Origin of the sequence: Alcanivorax limicola, from assembly GCF_019931215.1 — a bacterium.
GTDB classification, from domain to species: domain Bacteria; phylum Pseudomonadota; class Gammaproteobacteria; order Pseudomonadales; family Alcanivoracaceae; genus Isoalcanivorax; species Isoalcanivorax limicola.
This window is the reverse complement of record NZ_JAIOUB010000003.1, coordinates 553,717-572,067: the sequence shown is the minus strand read 5'-3', so window position 1 is coordinate 572,067 and position 18,351 is coordinate 553,717. Positions and strand designations below refer to the sequence as shown.

At 62.3% G+C, this 18,351-nt stretch carries 17 protein-coding genes; 10 read left to right on the top strand and 7 right to left on the bottom strand.

Annotated elements, in window-relative coordinates:
* Positions 1-19: 19 nt before the first annotated feature.
* Both ccmB and ccmA read right to left on the bottom strand, forming a co-directional pair.
* Positions 20-688 carry a heme exporter protein CcmB gene (ccmB, locus tag K8B33_RS12715; protein ID WP_223427058.1) on the bottom strand — a complete coding sequence of 223 codons (669 nt, stop codon included), beginning with the start codon at positions 686-688 and terminating at the stop codon, positions 20-22.
* On the bottom strand, positions 685-1,335 hold the full coding sequence (gene ccmA, locus K8B33_RS12710; RefSeq protein ID WP_223427057.1) for a cytochrome c biogenesis heme-transporting ATPase CcmA: 651 nt from the start codon (positions 1,333-1,335) through the stop codon (positions 685-687). The genes ccmB and ccmA overlap by 4 nt, the downstream gene beginning before the upstream one ends.
* A 354-nt stretch (positions 1,336-1,689) precedes the next feature.
* Between ccmA and K8B33_RS12705 the strand changes: the two genes are divergently transcribed.
* The 5 genes from K8B33_RS12705 (at position 1,690) to K8B33_RS12685 (ending at position 5,847) form a co-directional block, all read left to right on the top strand.
* Entirely contained in the window at positions 1,690-2,220 is a 531-nt protein-coding gene (locus K8B33_RS12705) for a lipocalin family protein (RefSeq protein ID WP_223427056.1), read from the top strand.
* Positions 2,217-2,636: a DUF4279 domain-containing protein gene (locus K8B33_RS12700; protein WP_223427055.1), complete on the top strand. Its 420-nt coding sequence runs from the start codon at positions 2,217-2,219 to the stop codon at positions 2,634-2,636. Before K8B33_RS12705 ends, K8B33_RS12700 begins: the two co-directional genes overlap by 4 nt.
* A gap of 36 nt (positions 2,637-2,672) precedes the next feature.
* Complete coding sequence (locus tag K8B33_RS12695; protein WP_223427054.1) at positions 2,673-3,146, top strand: CYTH domain-containing protein; 474 nt, start codon at positions 2,673-2,675, stop codon at positions 3,144-3,146.
* Between the two features lie 69 nt (positions 3,147-3,215).
* The gene (locus K8B33_RS12690; RefSeq protein ID WP_223427053.1) at positions 3,216-4,247 is read left to right on the top strand and encodes a hypothetical protein; all 1,032 of its coding nucleotides are present in this window, start codon (positions 3,216-3,218) and stop codon (positions 4,245-4,247) included.
* Position 4,248: 1 nt separating this feature from the next.
* Positions 4,249-5,847: a Y-family DNA polymerase gene (locus K8B33_RS12685; RefSeq protein ID WP_223427051.1), complete on the top strand. Its 1,599-nt coding sequence runs from the start codon at positions 4,249-4,251 to the stop codon at positions 5,845-5,847.
* 592 nt (positions 5,848-6,439) lie between these two features.
* Here K8B33_RS12685 and K8B33_RS12680 read toward each other — a convergent pair.
* Complete coding sequence (locus tag K8B33_RS12680; protein WP_223427049.1) at positions 6,440-6,883, bottom strand: PaaI family thioesterase; 444 nt, start codon at positions 6,881-6,883, stop codon at positions 6,440-6,442.
* Positions 6,884-6,991: 108 nt separating this feature from the next.
* Between K8B33_RS12680 and K8B33_RS12675 the strand changes: the two genes are divergently transcribed.
* Positions 6,992-8,221 carry a saccharopine dehydrogenase family protein gene (locus K8B33_RS12675; protein ID WP_223427046.1) on the top strand — a complete coding sequence of 410 codons (1,230 nt, stop codon included), beginning with the start codon at positions 6,992-6,994 and terminating at the stop codon, positions 8,219-8,221.
* A 13-nt stretch (positions 8,222-8,234) separates the two neighbouring features.
* Here the strand turns inward: K8B33_RS12675 and K8B33_RS12670 are convergent, their stop codons facing one another.
* Entirely contained in the window at positions 8,235-9,185 is a 951-nt protein-coding gene (locus K8B33_RS12670; protein WP_223427041.1) for a sterol desaturase family protein, read from the bottom strand.
* Positions 9,186-9,303: 118 nt separating this feature from the next.
* Here K8B33_RS12670 and K8B33_RS12665 point away from each other — a divergent pair, with 118 nt between their 5' ends.
* Both K8B33_RS12665 and K8B33_RS12660 read left to right on the top strand, forming a co-directional pair.
* On the top strand, positions 9,304-10,290 hold the full coding sequence (locus K8B33_RS12665; protein ID WP_223427040.1) for a helix-turn-helix domain-containing protein: 987 nt from the start codon (positions 9,304-9,306) through the stop codon (positions 10,288-10,290).
* A 1-nt stretch (position 10,291) separates the two neighbouring features.
* Positions 10,292-10,987 carry a pirin family protein gene (locus tag K8B33_RS12660; protein ID WP_223427039.1) on the top strand — a complete coding sequence of 232 codons (696 nt, stop codon included), beginning with the start codon at positions 10,292-10,294 and terminating at the stop codon, positions 10,985-10,987.
* On the opposite strand, the gene K8B33_RS12655 is transcribed toward K8B33_RS12660, so the two are convergent.
* A complete protein-coding gene (locus K8B33_RS12655; protein ID WP_223427037.1) occupies positions 10,967-11,674 on the bottom strand; it encodes a GDYXXLXY domain-containing protein in 708 nt (235 codons plus the stop codon). The genes K8B33_RS12660 and K8B33_RS12655 overlap by 21 nt on opposite strands.
* Positions 11,671-13,011, bottom strand: coding sequence for a DUF2157 domain-containing protein (locus K8B33_RS12650; protein WP_223427035.1), 1,341 nt, complete (start codon positions 13,009-13,011; stop codon positions 11,671-11,673). Before K8B33_RS12650 ends, K8B33_RS12655 begins: the two co-directional genes overlap by 4 nt.
* 171 nt (positions 13,012-13,182) lie before the next feature.
* On the opposite strand from K8B33_RS12650, the gene K8B33_RS12645 reads away from it, so the two are divergent.
* Together K8B33_RS12645 and K8B33_RS12640 are read left to right on the top strand one after the other, a co-directional pair.
* Positions 13,183-14,217 (top strand): hypothetical protein, encoded by a 1,035-nt coding sequence (locus K8B33_RS12645; protein ID WP_223427033.1) that lies wholly within the window; start codon positions 13,183-13,185, stop codon positions 14,215-14,217.
* 242 nt (positions 14,218-14,459) lie between these two features.
* A complete protein-coding gene (locus K8B33_RS12640) occupies positions 14,460-17,591 on the top strand; it encodes an error-prone DNA polymerase (protein ID WP_223427031.1) in 3,132 nt (1,043 codons plus the stop codon).
* A gap of 96 nt (positions 17,592-17,687) precedes the next feature.
* Here K8B33_RS12640 and K8B33_RS12635 read toward each other — a convergent pair whose 3' ends face one another.
* Entirely contained in the window at positions 17,688-18,173 is a 486-nt protein-coding gene (locus tag K8B33_RS12635) for a hypothetical protein (protein WP_223427030.1), read from the bottom strand.
* Between the last annotated feature and the right edge of the window lie 178 nt (positions 18,174-18,351).

Here is an 18,351-nt window from a genome sequence, read left to right as displayed (position 1 = left end):
TCTAACTCTTGGTCCGACATCAGTCGCCAGTGGAAATACGCAGCCCCAGTGCTATCGCAAAAGGCCCCAGGCTCAGCGCCAGTGCCAGCACAGCGCCCAGCACCGCCAAGACCGGATTCACCGGCAGTGCTTCCAGCGCCCGGCCAAGGCTGCCCGCGCCAAATACCAGCACCGGGATATACAGCGGCAGCACCAGCAGTGCCAACAGCATACTCCCCCGACGCAAACCTACCGTGAGCGATGCGCCAATGGCACCAATCACCATCAATGACGGCGTGCCCAGCAACAGCCCCCACATCAGGGTGCCGAGCACCGATACCGGCAGTTGCAACATATAACCGAGCACCGGCGCCACCAGCACCAGCGGCAGCCCCACCAGCAACCAGTGGGCCACAATCTTCGCCAGCACCGTGAAATACAGCTCCACCGGTGCCACCAGCAGTTGATCCAGCACGCCGGTTTCCTCATCGGTACGGAACAGCCCGTCCAGCGACAACATCACCGCCAGCAGCGCGGCCACCCAGATCACGCCCGGTGCCATTTCCCGTAACAGATCAGGGGTCGGCGAGACGGCCAGCGGAAACAGGCTGACCACCACCACAAAAAAGAACAACGGGTTGATCACTTCCGCCGGTGAGCGCATCGCCAGCAGCACTTCCCGTTGCAGTGTTGCATTGAATCCTCTCATGCAGGCGCTCCTGAACCCGGCATGTGCGCCCCCAGCATGATTTGCCGCGTATCCGCCGCCAGCTGATGGTGCGAGGTGTAGATCACCAGCCCGCCCGCCGCAGCGTGGCGGCGCAGCTGCGCCTCCACCAGGGCGACGCCCTCGGCGTCAATGGCGGTAAACGGCTCATCCAGAATCCATACCGGTTTGCCCGGCAACCACAGCCGGGCCAGGGCCACACGACGCTTCTGGCCGGCGGACAAGTGCGCCACCGGCAGCGTCTCGAACCCGCCCAGACCTACCGCTGACAACGCTGCCATCAATGCAGCATCCTGCTTCTGGCCGTGCAGTGCACTGAGCCAGGTCAGGTTTTCCAGCGGTGTCAGTTCCTCGCGCAGCCCGGGGCGGTGGCCCAGATACAGCATGCTTTCACGCAGCGTGGCTGGCAGCTGCCAATGCAGGCGGCCCTCATAGAACCCGAACAGCCCGGCCAGAATGCGCAGCAAGGTGGTCTTGCCCGCGCCATTGGGCCCGGCCACTTGCCAGATATCACCGGCGCTGGCGGTAAAGCTCAACCCGACAAACAGACTGCGCTCATCACGCTCACAACCCAACGCATCCACCTGCAGCAGAGGGGGGTTGCGGTGCCTGTCATTCGGGTCGCTCACTCAGCTTGTCTCCTGCACGCCTTGTCTGTAGCGGATCAGTATGGGCCGCACCAGTCGCCCGTAGCGTGATGCATGCTGCGTGATGTCTGTTGTTCAGGGAGGCCGTCCGGTGCCGATTCTGGCCTGATCAAGGCCTCACAAAGCCTGCCAGGGCGCAGCGGCTGCGCAGTATAGCATGCTGTTATTGCGGTGTAGCCCCTTCGCCCGTGTCCCTCCCCCGTGTCCCTCCCCCGTGCCCCTCCACGCACACAAGCATAAGCTGGTACAGTGAAGTTTGGGGACTGAGAACTCACTGAGAACTAACCGAGAACAACAATGCGATACCTGCCCTGGCCGGCAAAGGCCACGATAATAATGACCCTGACGATACTGGCCGGGCTCAGCGCCTGCAGTCGCTCACACGCCCCGCTGCCGGTCGTCGAGGATGTGGATTTGCAGCGCTACACCGGCACCTGGTACGAGATCGCCCGCCTGCCGCAATTCTTCCAGCGTGGCTGCTACGACTCCACTGCCGATTATGTGCTGCTGGACGACCGGCGCTTGCAGGTCATCAACAGCTGCCAGCGCGTAGATGATGAGCCTCGCCAGGCCACCGGGATCGCCGAAGTCGTCGACAGCAGTGAACCGGCACGCCTGCGAGTGCGCTTCGATACCTGGATCAGCCGCCTGCTGCCGCGTCTCACCGAAGGGGACTACTGGATTCTGTATCTGGATGAGAACTACCAGCTGGCCATGGTCGGCGCGCCCAATCGCGACTATTTATGGTTTCTCGCGCGCACCCCGGACATCAGCGCCCGCGACTATGCCCTGCTGGAAGAGCACGCCACCGCGTTGGGGTTTGCCGTGGATGAACTGCACATCAATCGTGAGCTGCGCCCGCAATGATCGAACATCACGTCTATTTTGCCGTGTTCGGCTTTGACGAAGATCCCGCCATCATCACCCGGGTTGCTGGCGTCACCCCGGACGATATCTGGCGCCAGGGGGAGTCTTACAGTGCACTGACACCTGAAGCGCGGCGCATGGAGAACCGCTGGATACTGGCCAGCAATCTGGACCAGCAGGCCAGCCACCGGGAGCACTTCGAGGCCCTGTTGATCAAACTGGAAGCGCTGGGCGACAACCTGACCACCCTGCGTCAGACTTACCGCTGCGGCATCGGCGTATCCCAGTATTTTTTCATGGATGACCCGGCCTTTTACCTGCCCGGCGATCTGATGAACCGCTATCGGGCGCTGTCGCTGACACTGACATTCGATCAGCTGGGGCTCGACGCCAGCCCGGCAACGTCGGATGACTGACGCCTGATTACTCGCAACGTAGAGAGAAAACAGCCCATGGGCGTGGAAATCGAGCGCAAATTCCTGGTCCGCACTACCGCCATGCTGGAAAACCAGCCCGGCCTGGCGCTACACCAGGGCTATCTGAGCCACACACCGGAAACCACCGTGCGAGTGCGCATTCAGGGCGAGCAGGCCTGGCTCACCGTCAAGGGTCGCAACGATGGCGCCCGCCGGGCAGAGTTTGAATATGCGGTGCCCGTGGCAGACGCCCGCGACATGCTGGCGCTGTGCCCCGCCGGACGCATCGAGAAAACCCGTTATCGGCTGCCAGCCGGAGAGCACGTCTGGGAAGTGGATGTGTTCCATGGCGACAACGAAGGCCTGATCGTCGCTGAAATCGAGCTGCGCCATGAAGATGACGCCTTCGAACGCCCCCCGTGGCTCGGCCAGGAAGTCACCGGCGACCCGCGCTATTACAACAGCCAGCTCAGCCAGACTCCTTACCGCGACTGGGCCGCCGGCCCCTGAACATAATCCCTGAACATAGCCCCTGAACACGGCTTGAAATACTGTCCATAAAGACAGTATTCTGGCGTCATGACGAGCCAGACCGCGACCCTCCATGAACTGCTTCACCGTGCCGACATCTGGCGCGGACGCGACGCCTTGCCCGACGCCGCGCCCCCGGTGCGGCACACCGGTTTCAGCGCGCTGGATCACGCCCTGCATCACGGTGGCTGGCCCGCCCACGGCCTCACCGAATTACTCAGCCCCGCCGACCATCCCGGGCTGTTGCGTTTGCTGCTACCGGCTCTGGCCAGCAACAACAGCGGTACCGACCTCAGCACCGACAAGGGCATGATCATCCTGGCCAATCCGCCGGCCCGGCCCAATGCTGCGGCCCTGCGCCGGGCCGGGCTCGATATCACGCGGTTGCTGATCCTTCGCAGCAGCGGTGAAACCCGCCATTTGCTGCGCGCCTGCCTGGAAGCCGCCGCCTCGGACAGTGTCAGCGCCCTGGTGTTCTGGGCACCTGCCAATCTGAAAGACCCGCGCCAGCTACGCCGCCTGCACCTGGCCGCACAGCAGGGCCGCTGCTGGCTGACGCTGATTCGCGACCCGCGCTTCGCCCATCAGAGCTCTCCGGCGCCGCTGCGCCTGCACTGGCAGCCGCAGCCAACATCGCCGGGCCAGCCACTCCACGAAGCACGCCTGACGGTGCTCAAACAGCCCGGCGGCTGGGCGGGCCAGCAGATCACCCTGCCCTGGCTGCCGGACGCCCTGCAGCACCCGGTGGGCCGCGCCGCAGGCCTGCCGCCGCCGCTGGCACAAACAGCGGCCACCCCGGCACTCACTGCTCACACCCGGCCCCCTGCTGTGCCCCCCGAGCCCGAACCGGTCATCTACCGCCTCGGCACGCCGGGCAAACATCAGCCGGCGCCTGTTCCGGATCTGGACCTGCCATCGTCGGCCGACACAGCGCAGCCCGACATGATGCCCGTGCCAGACGAGCGCTCTGCCGCTGCGCCCGCCAAGACACATTCCACCCGACGCCGGCCCTCCTCTACCCGGGTCTCTTCCATATCCCCCATATCCCCCATACCCATATCCCCCATAGAGGAACAGTAAGGTGGCCCGCACGCCCTTGCCCCTGTGGTGCGCCATCCGCCTGCCGCAGTGGCCACTGGAAATCCGCCAGCCGCCGGCCGACAACACGTACCCCCGCGCCATTGTCGTGCAGCAGCGCATTCACTGCTGTTGCGCCCAAAGCCAGGCGCTGGGTGTCATGCCCGGCATGAAGCTGGCCACAGCGCATGCGCTGGCAGATAACCTGCAACTGACGGAACGGGACCCGGTGCTGGAACAGCAATACCTGCAACAACTGGGCTGGCAGCTGATGTGCTTTACCCCTGGCGTCAGCCTGTATGCAGCGCGGCCGCCCGATGATCTGCAAGGGGATGTGGGGCTGCTGCTGGATATCGGCGGCAGCCTGCGCCTGTTTCAGGGCAGCGAAAATCTGCTGGTGGCCCTGCATACCCGACTTGCCGCCAGCGGTCATGTCTGGCGCACGGGTCTGGGCCATACGCCGCTGGCCGCCTGGCAGCTCAGTCATGCACCGGCCGCCCTCAGCCTGCAGACCCTGCAAGCCGCTGAAAGCACCCGCGACATCAGCCGCTACCGCGCTGCCTTTTGTAGCGCACTGCAACAACAGCACATCACCACGCTGGCACTGGCCCAACCGTTACGGCAGGCCCTGCAAGCACCGGGCTTTCGCACACTGGGGGACCTGCTGGCATTACCCCGGCAAGCACTGGGCAAACGTTTCGGCAAGGCGCTGTTGCTGTGGTGTGAGCAACTGCTGGGCGAACGCCCGGACCCGCGCGAGCCCCTGGCCGCGCCAGAGCGATTTCATGTCAGCACGGAATTCAGCGATGCCGTCAGTCACAGCCAGCATCTGTTACCCGTCATGCAGCAACAATTGCAGGCGTTGAGCGACTACCTGCACTGGCGTCACCAGGCGACCCGCGCCATTCGCTGGCAGTTGCAGGATCATCAGGGCGAGGCCGAAAGCCTGATTGTGCGTCGCGCCACACCCGGCGCCGACGCGGATCTCTGGCTGACGCTCAGCGAACGGCGCCTGGAGCAGCATCGTTTGCGTGCGCCGGTGCTGAAACTGACCCTCACCTGCGCCCGCCCGCGCGCCGCCGAAGCGGAGAGCCAGACACTGCTGCATGAACCCGGTGCGCGCAGCAATGGCCTCGCCCTGCTGGAAAAGCTGGCCAGCCTGCCGCAATTGCAGCTCAGCCGTCTGCGCAGCAGGGACGATCATTTGCCGGAACTGGCGCAGAGCGAAGACGACCCGCTGGCGCACATGACAGACACCGGATCGGACGCCGAGCACACCCGCGTGGAAGCCCCCTGGTCCCGGCAGCCCCTGTGGTTATTCGATCCACCAGAACCGGTGCAGCAGAAGGGTCAAAACGGATTATGCTGGCGCGGCAGCCGGTTGCTGCCGTTATTGCCGGACCGGCGACTGGCGACCCAGTGGTGGCAGGCCGATGCGGTAGCGGGCGGTACTCATGCGGGCGGTACTCATGGACGAGATTATTACCTGGCCCATCACCCCGCCAGCGGCAGCCTGTGCTGGTTGTTCAGACTGCGATACGGCCTCCCGAACCAGACAGCGGCACAAAAAGACGTGCAGTGGTTTGTGCAGGGTATTTTTTAGGTTCATCGCGGATGAGCGGGAATATTTGCCGGTAAAGGCCGCTTGCGTGCCAGCCGGGATGCGGGTTGTTCTCCAGCAGAGTTGGTCACCCTCCATCGAGTACGCGTTGAGCCGGGGCATGCCCTTCCGGGACCGCTCAAGCCGTCCCTGGTCGCTCGCGCTTTGGCCATCCATGGCCAAAGAGGTCCCTCCAGGGCATACCCCGGCTCAACGCTGGCAGGAGATTCTAAGTTCGGTAGCTGTTATCGACTTTCTGGAGGAACAAAACCGTTAGTTGGCTTCCAGCTTGTTAATCGGACTGGACGTGACGGCCCTCGGGGGGCGGGAAAGGTTTTCAGGACTGTTTGAGGCAGGATGCCGAAACCAAGCCCCCAGGGGTGAGACAAGCGTGTTGCGACGCATGCGTCGCGCGCAGTCGAACGCACGACATCTGTGATGGCGGGCCGGCCCCGGAGGGGGTTTACGGCGTGTCCTGAAAACCTTTACCGCCCCCCGAGGGCCATAACCACCCAACCAACAAAGAATGGAAAACACCACAAACAAACATTCCCGCTCATCCGCGATGAACCTTTTTTGAATTCAAACCCACTCATCAAGCCTTGGCCGCCAGCACATTGAATACAGCGCTGGCGCGCGCCACGCGCTCGCCGTCGACGCGGAAATAGCAATTGGCGAAGGCCATGCTGCGGCCCACTTTCTGCACATCTGTCTCGACTTCAATCCAGTCACCCAGACGCGCACTACCGGCATAGTCGATAGTCAGGCTTGCGGTCACCATGGGAGTCGGTGGCTCAGAGGAAAATGCCGCGTTATAACCCAGCGCAATATCCGCCAGGCTGCTGAACACACCGCCGTGCATCAGCCCGCGGGCATTGCAGTGTTTCTCTTCGATACGCAGACCGAGGATCAATCCTGACGCCGTCTGCATGTTGTAGAGCGGCCCGATCAGATCGGTAAACGGACTGCTGCGAAACAAGGGGGTGAACCCGTCAGGCGTGGACTTCTCTGGTGTGAACGTCTCAGGTGTATCACTCATTCCCGTTTCCCTCTCCTGATCATCATGCTATCAGCATAGTGCGGCAAGGCAGGAAAGACCGCATCATCTGGCGTACCATGCCTGCACGGTAAACCAACAGGAGTTCCCATGAGCACAGCACAACTTGATCTGGTGGTGTTCGGCGCCACCAGCTTTGTCGGCCAGATTCTTGTCCGTTATCTGACAGATACCTTCGGCACCGACGGTGACCTGAAATGGGCCCTGGCAGGCCGCTCCCGGGAAAAACTCGAGCAAGTGCGCAGTGAGCTGGGCAGCAAGGCTGTTACCCTGCCGGTGATCGTCGCTGACGCCGCAGACGAAGACAGCCTGCGCCAGCTGTGCCAGCAGACCCGCGTGGTCGTTTCCACGGTGGGGCCCTATGCCCTGTATGGCGAACCGCTGGTCAAGGTCTGTGCCGACACCGGCACTCACTATTGCGACCTCACCGGCGAGGTGCAGTGGATTCCTCGCATGATCAGCCGCTACGAAGGCGCCGCCAAGGCATCAGGCGCGCGCATTGTGCATTGCTGCGGCTTTGATTCGATTCCGTCTGACTTCGGTGTTTTCTTCCTTCAGCAACAGGCACAGGCCCGTTTCGGTGCGCCCTGTACGGAAGTGAAAATGCGCGTCAAGGCGGCCAAGGGTGGCGCGTCCGGCGGCACCGTTGCGAGCATGATGAACGTGGCGCGAGAAGCCGCCAGCGACAGCGCGCTGCGCAAGCAACTGTCCAACCCCTATGCCCTGTGCCCGCCGGATCACGGCTTTACCGTGCGCCAGGCCAATGTGTCCACACCCACCTTCGATGCAGATTTCGATGCCTGGGCCGGGCCTTTCGTGATGGCGGGCATCAATACGCGCATCGTGCACCGCAGTAATGCGTTGATGGGCAATGCCTACGGCGACAACTTCCGCTATGACGAAGCTATGTTGACCGGCAAAGGATTCTCCGGCCGCATGAAAGCACTGGGCCTGACCACCGGCACCGGCGCCTTTCTGGCCGCTGCGGCGCTGGCGCCGTCACGTTGGGTGCTGGAAAAATTTGTTGTGCCCAAGCCGGGCGAAGGCCCCAGCCCCGCCGCCCAGAAAGCCGGCTTCTATGATCTGCGTTTTGTCGGCAAAACAGAGAGCGGTGCCAGGCTTCAGGTACGCGTCACCGGTGCCGGTGATCCGGGTTACGGCTCCACCGCTAAACTTCTTGGCCAGGCGGCTGTGTCATTGGCAAAAGATATTGCCGACGATGTCCCCGGTGGTTTCTGGACACCGGCATCCCTGATGGGCGACGCCCTGCTGTCTCGTCTCAGCAGTGCCGCCGATCTGACGTTCGAAGTGCAGGAATAGTGCAGGACTAGCGTTACAGTTTCTGCTCACGCGGCTGTTGCTGTTCCCGCTCCCGCTCCCACTCTGGCGCGCGCCACAGATGTTGCAGGCGGCGCCAGAGGCTCCCGGGCTGGCGCATATCCCGGAACATGTCCTGGTATTCATGCGTCCACAGGGTGATCAGATCATCCCGTGGCGGTGGCCGGGTAATGCCGTACTCGATGGCGTGCTTGTCATGCTCTTCCACAAAGGTGCCGAACAAGCGATCCCAGACAATCAACACCCCGCCGTAATTACGATCAATACACCCCGGATTCTTGCCGTGGTGCATGCGGTGATGGCTGGGGGTGTTGAACACCCACTCGATCGCCGGGTGCAGCTTGTCCACCAGTGTCGTATGAATGAAAAACTGGTACACCAGTGACAGCGCAAAGACCACGCCGATCCAGACCGGGTTCAGGCCGAGAAACGCCAGTGGCACATAGAACAACCAGCCCCCGTTAAAGATATTGGTAGCGTTCTGACGCATTGCCGTGGAGAAATTCATCCGCTGCGATGAGTGATGCACTACATGCGCGGCCCAGAACCAACGCACCCGGTGACTGCTGCGATGCATCCAGTAGAAGCAGAACTCGACACCGATAAACGTCGCCAGCAAGGCCTGCCAGCTGAGTGCCACATCGAACAAACGATAATGATAGGCCAGCGTATAGACCGGAAACGCAATCAGCCCGGCGAACAACAGCTCCGTCACCTGATACCCCGCACCCAGCAGGAAATTGCGCACGGCTTCCGGCACACTGATCAGCGTGTCGTCATGGCGAATCCGCCGGTACTCCCACAGCGCCACACCGATAAACAGCGGCGTCGCCAGCACGAACACCAGTTGCCGCAGGTCCAGCGCCAGCCATGCCGGCATCTGTTCCCACAGGGCCAGCAGGCCGCTGTCGGCCAGCATGGTATGGATCATTTCGACAAAAGACATGGTGGCTCCTACCGATAACAGGGTGACCCCCATTGTTGGTCAAGCCTGCACCAGCATATTGACAAGTCACGACTTATTTTTGACTATCAACGCCACACCGTTGGAGACCAGACTCAACATGAGCGTATTACGCCTGACCGGTGCCTGGACCGGATTGCTGACCGACTGGCTGGATCGCGAGAACCTGCCGGCCCCGGAAATCCGCGCCGCGCTGGCCTGGCGCGCACCGGATGACATCATTCCGGGCCAGCAGTGGCGGGCACTCCTGGAAAAGGCCGTGGCGCTACGCCCGGCCGCTATCGCCCCGGAGCTGGACATCGGCGCTGGTGTGCAGCCCCATCATGTCGGTGTGCTCGGTTATCTGGTGTTGGCCACGGAAACGCTGGGCGAGGCCATGCTCGCCTATCAGCGTTATGAAAAGCTTTTCTATGGCATCAACATTGCCCAGATCATGGCCACCGGCCATGAAGTGGAAATCCGCTGGCAAGGCGCCACCGGATTCCTGGGGCAGATGGGCGACGGTGTTGCCATCGCCGCGCTGATCACCTTCCTGCGCCGGCAGGTAGAAAATCCGCCGCCGCCTTCGCTGGTGACGTTTACCGGCACGCCACAGCGGCCCGGGGACGAACAGGCCTACCAGGCATTCTTCGACTGCCCGGTGGAGTTCGGCAACAGTCATGTGCGCGTGCGTTTCCCCGCTGAATATCTGGGCATCCCCATGCCCCACCGGGACCCGGCCCTGCGCGCCCTGCTGGACCGCCAGGCCCAGGCGCTGTTGCAGGCATTGCCGGACAACGATGCGTTCGATCGCGCCCTGCAACAGTTGCTGCCCCGCTTGCTGGCCGAGGGCCGGGCAACACTGCCCGCAGCAGCCAAAGCACTGCATGTCTCACCACGCACCTTGCAGCGTCGCCTGACCACCCACGGCATCAGCTGGCAACAGTTTCTGGATCGGGCGCGCACCCAGCTGGCGCGGGAGTATCTTGCCGACACGTCCCTGTCGCTCAGCGATGTGGCCCTGTTGCTGGGATTTTCCGAACAAAGCGCGTTCAATCGCGCCTTCCGCCGCTGGACCGGCACCACACCAGGCAAACTGAGGCGCTGACATGCACATCATCACCCGTGATGACTTGCCGCTGACCGGCTTCGCAGGCCTGAAAGAGCGGCTCTATGTCATGAGCCCGACACAGTTCACCGGCAAGCGCCTGGCGGATACCAGCGAGGGGCTGGGCCATCTGGTCTACCTGGCCGATGCGTTCTTTCGCCCCCACGGCAGCACCGGCGAACACCACCATCGGGACATCGATATCGTTACCTGCCTGATACGCGGACGATTGCTGCATCGCGGCAGCGTCGGCGACGGGCACGTGCTGTCAGCGGGAGACGTGCAGGTACAGCGGGCAGGCACCACCGGCTTTGCGCACAATGAAGTCAATCCCGACGGCAGTTTCAATCACATGATTCAGATCTGGTTCCAGCCGGCACAGTCACCCGTCGCAACGGATTACCGGGTCCATCAGCCGCAGCCCGGGTGTCGTACACGGGTGTATGGGGAAGCCTCGCCCGCCGCCGGTATGACCTGGCTGGATGTCATGATTACAGGGGAAGATGACACACTGGCGGCCACGGTGAGCGGCCCTTGTCTGGGCTATCTCGTGCGCGGCACGGCGCATGTCACGGAACACAGCGCGGGCGTCACCGGACAAGCGCGCATGGCGGCAGACACCCTGTTCCAGGCGCACGATGTGTCGATCCATCTCGCGCCCGACAGCTACCTGTTGCTATCCGGGGTCGGCCGCTGAGCCGGGGCTTTCCAGCTCAGAACTGTCTAGCCCAGAACTGTCCAGCTCAGAACCGTTTACCTCAGAACCGTTTACCTCAGAACCGTCCGCCTCCAGCTCCGCCAATGCTGCGCGCCCGCCCGGCGCTACCCGGATGCGCGCGACGCCGCCGCTGACGAGATCCCGCTCCAGTGCCAGTGCTTTCTCTTTCGGCGCGAACCAGGCCTCGATGCCGTAACGTAACCGGTACACCTCGCTGTGATGCCAGGCAATCCGACCGCGCAGAAATATCCCGTCGTCCGGCCGCGCACGGGACAGCCCTGTGGCATGCCAGAAGCCGTCGTCACCGCGCGCCAGCGACACATACACCCGCTCACTGCGCCGCAGCGGGCGCCCGACATCATCGGCATCAAGCAGCGCAGCGGGCACGACGGAAATGGCATACTCCAGCCGCGCATAGTTGCCCCGGAACATATCGCGGGGGTCCACCGGCACCACCTCGAGCGTCACTTCCTCCCCGACCCAGAGCGGATAGCGGGCGCCGAGATAGACACCGGCCAGCACCAGCAACTGCCCCAGTACCACCAGGATCAGCAACCAGGCACGCCAGTTCATCGGTTTGTCGGAAAGTGCCCGGTTTCTCAGGTCCACCGCCGCATGCTCCACGTTATCCGCCATATCCCGAAGGCGATGCTGTGACTGACTCATGACGCCTCCCCGGTTCTGGACGACTCTGTATTACCAGGCCGCGCCACCTGGCGTTTCCAGTAGCGCGCCGCCGCGAACAGCACACCGCCGGCAATGGCAAACATCAACGCACTGCTGAGGTAATCACCGATCAGCGAGACGTAGCGCAGCAGACCCAACGCCAGCAGCAATACGATGCCCAGATGGAAACGCCGCGCCCGACGCTCACGCAACCCCTGATGTATCAGCGCAATGCCCATCACCAGTAACAGCAGATTCACCAGCACCGCCAGCGGGACCGCCAGCGACATGCTTTGCGGCAGGTAATGAATCACCGCCAGCACCAATGTCAGCGCACCGCCCGTTGCCAGCAGCTGCCAGCGCCGGGAGGCAGGCATACGACTTGCCATCAGGGCCACCAATACCATCGTCAGCAATAGTGGCACCACCAGCACGCCGCCCAATGCTATCCAGTCATCGATGAAATCCGCCCAGGTGCGGCTATAGCTGAACAGAAACAGTAACGGCACCAGTAGTCGCAGCCACCAGTTGCTGACACTGCGCGCGTCCTCCCGGCGGCCCCGCGAAGGATGCGCCAACTGCGTCAGCGCCACCGTGTGCATCAGGAACAGCAGCAACAATGTCAGCACCAGATGCACGCTGCCAGCGCCGCCGATCCAGTTGTGGAAATAGCCGTACCACCAGGCATACAGACCGTTCAACCAGACCAGTAACAGCAGCAGCGCGCCGTGCAGCAATACGGCAGAACGGCTGCGGTACAGGACCTGGTACAAGGCCGCGCCGGCAAATAATGGCAACAACCACGGCAAGCCGTAGCGCCATTGCGTCAGCATCCAGACTGTCACCAATGCCAACTGCAAAACATGCAAGAGACGGCTGGCAGTGAGCAACGCCAGGGGCAATATGCCCAGTGCCCAGAACAACAGGCCGTCCGGAAAGTGCTCACCCAGGTGATAGATTTGCGCGATCAGCATGATGCTGGCGCCGTAGACAATGCCGCCAGCAAAGAACCAGAGCACCGCCTGATCCCGCTGCCCGCGCACCCACTGGCGCACCCCCAGCCCGTTCAGCAATCCGGTGGCGGCAATCAGGCTGAGCATACGGCCGGCCCGGGACATCTGATCCCAGTTATGCGACAGCAGCAGGAGCAAGGCCGCGCCGGCGAACAGGATGGCCAGCGCCGAGAGCACGCGATAGCCCAGTGAGGGTTGGTCTGTTTCCGACAGAGAGCGGTCATAGCGCGCCAGAATGGACTCACCCTGCGCGGCACTGATCAGGCCATCATTGACCCAGTCCCGGACCTCTTCCGTCAGCTCACCTCTGAAAAACCGTATCATGCGCAAATCGGCTGCTTCCCTGTTTCCCGCTGTGTATGCAAGCATGCTATGCAATGCCAGCCAGCGCCAGTGCCTGACGCAACCCGGCGGCAACGTCACTGCGGCCAAGGCACAAACCGGGCAGAGCCTCTAAGCTCCCGAACATCACACAGGAAAAGGGACCACCGAATCATGACGGACGCGCAGCGGGATAAAGCAGAACAGCTCCTCAACGCCCAGATTGCCTGGATCATTGCCCAGTTGGACGAGAAGGAATTCAAGAAACTGGTCAAGGAAGAGGTGAATCAGTTCTTCAAGCTTGCCAAGACCCTCAAGCTCAATGAGGTGGTCAGCGCGGAAAAAGTGCGCGTTACCGCCCGCCGCTATGCCATCGAGATGGAGATTTCTGGCGCCATTCCCGAGCTGATCGGCGAAATCGCCGATCGCCTGTATAACCACCCGGGCCACGACAAGAACAGCTTCGAAGATCTGATCACGGATCAGGAAGTCGCCGAACTGCTGGACGTGGCACTGGAAATGAAAGCACTGCGCCAGCGCCTGATCAGTGAGATCGGCGGCAGCCCGCTGACGCTCAATCTGATTTCCGACATGCTGTATCGCGGCATCCAGGGTTTCGTCTCCCAGGGGACTAATATGGCGGGCAACATGGCCGGCAATATTCCTGGCGCCAGCTCCCTGCTCAAGCTCGGCAAATCTGCGGTGAGCAGGGCCGCCCCGGGTCTGGAAAAATCCGCCGAAACCAGCATCAAGAAATATATCGCCCACAATACCCGCAGCATCATCCGGCAAAGTGAGAAGCGGCTGGAAAGCGCTGTGGAGAGCGGCGAGCTGCGCCAGGGCATTCTCGACTTCTGGGACGAGATCAAGGAAGAGAAAGTCGCCAGCCTGCGCCGTTACATCACCCGCGACGAGCTGGAAGATGTCATGGTCACCGGGCTGGAAGCCTGGAAGCAATTTCGCGAAACCCGTTACTTCGGCAACCTGCTGGACGCCGGCGTGGATTTCTTTTTCCACAAATATGGCGACACCACGCTGGACAAGCTGGTGGGCGAAATGGGCGTGACCAAGAAAATGGTCAACGACGAGATCATGCATTACGCCCCGGACATCATCGCGTTGCTAAAGGAAAAAGGCATTCTCGAAGAGACCCTGCGTCGCCGCCTGTCGCCCTTCTGGCACGCCGATTCCACCCTGGCCCTGCTGTAACGGGAGGACTGAACGCATGCCTGCTTGACACACTGTCCATACGAACAGTATTCTGGCTGTCCGGTGAGCACACGGCAGCTGTTCAGGTACTGCAACACCTCTTCAGGTTTCCGCCGTGATCCATCTCCCAGGCCCTCAGTCCCCGCTGTCGGGCCGGCGCCAGGGACGGCGCTTTGCTCCCCGGACCCTTTTATCGCCCGATTATCGCTCGGTTATCGCCGGGTTTCCGGCGGGAGCAGAGCATGTTCGCCGAGCTGCACGTTACCTCCTCCTTTACCTTTCTCACCGGCGCCAGTCAGCCGGACGAGCTGGTCTGGCAGGCCGCCAGCCTCGGCTACCAGGCGCTGGCCATCACCGATGAATGCTCACTGGCCGGCGTGGTCCGGGCACATCAGGCCGCCCTCGCCGCCGACCTGGCGCTGATCATCGGCAGCGCGCTGACCCTGGACGACGGCACCCGGCTGGTGTTGCTGGTGCCGGACCGCGCGGCGTACGCAGACCTCTCCACCCTCATTACCCGGGCCCGGCGCCACAGCGCCAAAGGCACCTACCAGGCCGATTGGTCCCTGCTCGCCGAGCACAGCCAGCGCCTGCTGTGCCTGTGGCTGCCTGGCTGGGACACGGATACCGACCGGGACCAGCTCACGCGCCTGATGCCCCTGTTCAACGACCGGCTCTGGATTGCCTGCGAACTGCTGCAAGACGGCGACGACGTGTGCCAGTACGAGTACCTGCGCACGCTGGCAGACACCTGCCAACTGCCCATGGTGGCCAGTAACGACGTGCACATGCACAGCGCTGCACGCCAGCCCTTGCTGGATGTGGTTACCGCCCTGCGCCACCACACCACCGTGCAGGCGCTGGGCCGCCAGCGTTTCGCCAATGCCGAACGGCACCTGCGCCCGGTGCAGCGGCTGCAGGCGCTTTACCCGCCAGCCCTGCTGGCCGAAAGCCTGCACATCGCCGCACGCTGCCGGTTTTCCTTGCGTGAGTTGCGCTATCAATATCCGACCGAGGTGGTCCCTGACGGGCTGACACCCGCCGCCCACCTGCGCCAGCTGACCGAAGACGGTGCTGCCAGGCGCTGGCCCGACGGCGTACCGGCCAGCGTGCAGCAACAGATCGAGAAAGAGCTCGCCATAATCCGCGAGCTGCAATATGAATATTATTTTCTCACCGTGCAGGACATCGTTGCCTTTGCCCGCAGCCGCAATATTCTCTGCCAGGGACGGGGCTCGGCGGCAAACTCCGCCGTCTGCTATTGCCTGTTCATCACCGAGGTAGACCCGGCCCACAGCAGCCTGCTGTTCGAGCGCTTCATCAACCGTGAACGCAACGAGCCCCCCGATATCGATGTGGATTTCGAGCACGAGCGGCGCGAAGAAGTCATCCAGTACATCTACACCAAGTACGGCCGTGAGCGCGCCGCACTGGCGGCTACCGTGATCAGCTATCGCATGCGCTCTGCCGTGCGTGATGTCGGCCGCGCACTGGGCTTCGACCGTCACCGCCTGGATCTGCTCAGCAAACAGTTGGCCTGGTGGGACAAACCGGAAACCCTGGCCGAACGGTTCCGCGAAGCCGGCCTGCACGACACGCGGCTGGCGCGCCAGTATCGCCACCTGGTGCTGTCACTGCTCGGCTTCCCCCGGCACCTGTCCCAGCATGTGGGGGGCTTTGTCATCAGCCGCGACCCGGTGGCCACACTGGTGCCGGTGGAAAATGCCGCCATGCCGGATCGCACCATCATCCAGTGGGACAAGGACGATCTGGAAGCGCTGGGCCTGATGAAAGTGGATGTGCTGGCACTGGGCATGCTCACGGCCATTCGCAAGATGCTCGATCTGATTAATGGCTATACGATTAATGGCTACATGAGTCGCCCGAACACGCCACCGCTGACCCTGCAAGGCATCCCCAGGGAAGAACCGCACACCTACGACATGCTCTGCAAAGGCGACAGCGTCGGCGTGTTCCAGGTGGAGTCCCGGGCACAGATGAACATGCTGCCTCGCCTGAAGCCACGCCAGTTCTACGATCTGGTGATCGAGGTGGCCATCGTTCGCCCCGGCCCGATTCAGGGTGACATGGTGCACCCTTACCTGCGCCGCCGGGATGGCCTGGAGCCGGTGGACTACCCGGACCAGCGCATTCGCGATGTGCTCTCCCGCACGTTAGGCATCCCGATTTTCCAGGAGCAGGTCATTCAGCTGACCATGGTGGCCGCAGGCTTCAGCGGCGGCGAAGCAGACCAGCTACGCCGCGCCATGGCCCGCTGGGGCAAGAGCGGCGAGTTGATGCAGTTTCGCGACAAGGTCATCAACGGCATGCGCGCCAACGGCTACAGCGATGACTACGCCACGCGCATTTTCGAACAGATGAAAGGCTTTGGCGGCTATGGCTTCCCGGAATCCCATGCCGCCAGCTTCGCCCTGCTGGTGTATGTCTCCGCCTGGCTGAAACGCCATCACACCAGCGCCTTCTACTGCGGGTTACTGAACAGTTTGCCCATGGGGTTCTACTCCCCGTCCCAGTTGATCCAGGATGCGCGTCAGCATGGCATCGAGATTCGTCCCGTGTGCGTGGACCGCAGCGACTGGGATTACACGCTGGAGGACAGCGCAAGGCAGGCCTACGGCATGCAACCGGCCCTGCGGCTCGGCTTGCGCCAGATCAGCGGTTTCGATGAGGACGCCGCGACCCGCATTGCCGCAGCACGACAACAGGCGCGCTTTACCGATGTCGCCGACCTGTGCCTGCGTGCCCGGCTGGGCAAGCGCGAGCGTGAAGCGCTGGTCGCCGCCAATGCCCTGGCGCGCATGACCGGCCATCGCCATCAGGGCCACTGGGAAATACAGGCGGTGCAGGAAACCCTGCCGCTGTTCGGCGCCCCATCCGATGCGCCGGAGCCTGCCTCGGCCCTGCATGACAACATTCATCTGGATGCGCCGTCTGAAGTGGCATCGCTGCTCAGTGATTACCGTAGCCTCGGCCTGACCCTGGGGCGCCACCCGCTGGCGTTGCTGCGCCATCAGGACGCTTTCCGCCGCTGTCGCAGTGCGCGGCAATTGCGCCGTGTCGACAGCGGCAGACTGGTCCGTGTTGCGGGCCTGGTCACCAACCGTCAGCGCCCGGGCACCGCCTCGGGTGTGATGTTCATGACGTTGGAGGACGAAACCGGCAATACCAATGTGGTGCTGTGGCAAACCATTCAGGAGCGTTTTCGCCGGGCGCTGCTCGGCGGCCAGCTGTTAATCGTGAAGGGGGTCGTGGAAAAGACGCCGGAGGGCATCATCCATCTGATTGCGGGCGCCGTGGAGGACATGAGTGCCGCCCTCGCCGACCTGAAAAGTCACTCTCGGGATTTTCATTGATGCGAGCCAAAAAAAACCCCAATGAGTCATTGGGGTCATGTCATGCTGCTATCAGGCAGAAGCAGAACAAACTGGGGCAAAAGTACTCAACGCAGGTCAATACATGCTCAACGCCAGATTCGGGTTGAACTCGGCGTCACGGAAATACGCCAGATATTCATTGATGAACGCCTTCAGCGCCGGCTCAGCCTGCACTGCCCGGGCCTCCAGGAAGGCGATGAAAGAGACAAGCTGAACGCCCATCTGCACCTGGGGCTGATCAATATCCAGCCCCAGATCAATGGCCAGATACTCCAGATTTTCGGCATGCTGCCCCGCCACAACCCGCTCCAGCAGAGAGCGGGACTGACAATCCAGATTCAGTACGTCACCCACCTGGTCATAGCTGATCAGCCCACTTTCCAGCATCGCTTCCATTTGCGGCGCCAGCGCGCTGTCTTCGGCCGCCGCACGGCACAAGGCAGCGCTCAATGCCGGATGCAGGGAAGCCGGGTGCGACAAAGGGGTTACAGGAGGCTGTTCAGCATGCGCCAGGCACATGATTGAAAGACTGAAGAGAGCAGCGAGCACTCTGGCTGTCATGCGAACGCCTGCGCTCATACATGAAATCATCATTGTCATCACGCCCCCCGGCGCCTATCAAACGAGAACTGCCACACCCTTTCATCGGTGCGGCTAATAGTTATGCCCGGCATTATACGAAAAAAAGATCAGAAAGCATGCTCTTCATGATAAAAAGTAAGCAAAAGGGATGAATGGT

Excerpts from the sequence above, each read along its gene's own strand:
- ccmB (WP_223427058.1), bottom strand. The coding sequence starts at position 688 with ATGAGAGGATTCAATGCAACACTGCAACGGGAAGTGCTGCTGGCGATG.
- K8B33_RS12705 (WP_223427056.1), top strand. The coding sequence starts at position 1,690 with ATGACCCTGACGATACTGGCCGGGCTCAGCGCCTGCAGTCGCTCACAC.
- K8B33_RS12700 (WP_223427055.1), top strand. The coding sequence starts at position 2,217 with ATGATCGAACATCACGTCTATTTTGCCGTGTTCGGCTTTGACGAAGAT.
- K8B33_RS12695 (WP_223427054.1), top strand. The coding sequence starts at position 2,673 with ATGGGCGTGGAAATCGAGCGCAAATTCCTGGTCCGCACTACCGCCATG.
- K8B33_RS12690 (WP_223427053.1), top strand. The coding sequence starts at position 3,216 with ATGACGAGCCAGACCGCGACCCTCCATGAACTGCTTCACCGTGCCGAC.
- K8B33_RS12680 (WP_223427049.1), bottom strand. The coding sequence starts at position 6,883 with ATGAGTGATACACCTGAGACGTTCACACCAGAGAAGTCCACGCCTGAC.
- K8B33_RS12675 (WP_223427046.1), top strand. The coding sequence starts at position 6,992 with ATGAGCACAGCACAACTTGATCTGGTGGTGTTCGGCGCCACCAGCTTT.
- K8B33_RS12670 (WP_223427041.1), bottom strand. The coding sequence starts at position 9,185 with ATGTCTTTTGTCGAAATGATCCATACCATGCTGGCCGACAGCGGCCTG.
- K8B33_RS12665 (WP_223427040.1), top strand. The coding sequence starts at position 9,304 with ATGAGCGTATTACGCCTGACCGGTGCCTGGACCGGATTGCTGACCGAC.
- K8B33_RS12660 (WP_223427039.1), top strand. The coding sequence starts at position 10,292 with ATGCACATCATCACCCGTGATGACTTGCCGCTGACCGGCTTCGCAGGC.
- K8B33_RS12655 (WP_223427037.1), bottom strand. The coding sequence starts at position 11,674 with ATGAGTCAGTCACAGCATCGCCTTCGGGATATGGCGGATAACGTGGAG.
- K8B33_RS12650 (WP_223427035.1), bottom strand. The coding sequence starts at position 13,011 with ATGATACGGTTTTTCAGAGGTGAGCTGACGGAAGAGGTCCGGGACTGG.
- K8B33_RS12645 (WP_223427033.1), top strand. The coding sequence starts at position 13,183 with ATGACGGACGCGCAGCGGGATAAAGCAGAACAGCTCCTCAACGCCCAG.
- K8B33_RS12640 (WP_223427031.1), top strand. The coding sequence starts at position 14,460 with ATGTTCGCCGAGCTGCACGTTACCTCCTCCTTTACCTTTCTCACCGGC.
- K8B33_RS12635 (WP_223427030.1), bottom strand. The coding sequence starts at position 18,173 with ATGACAGCCAGAGTGCTCGCTGCTCTCTTCAGTCTTTCAATCATGTGC.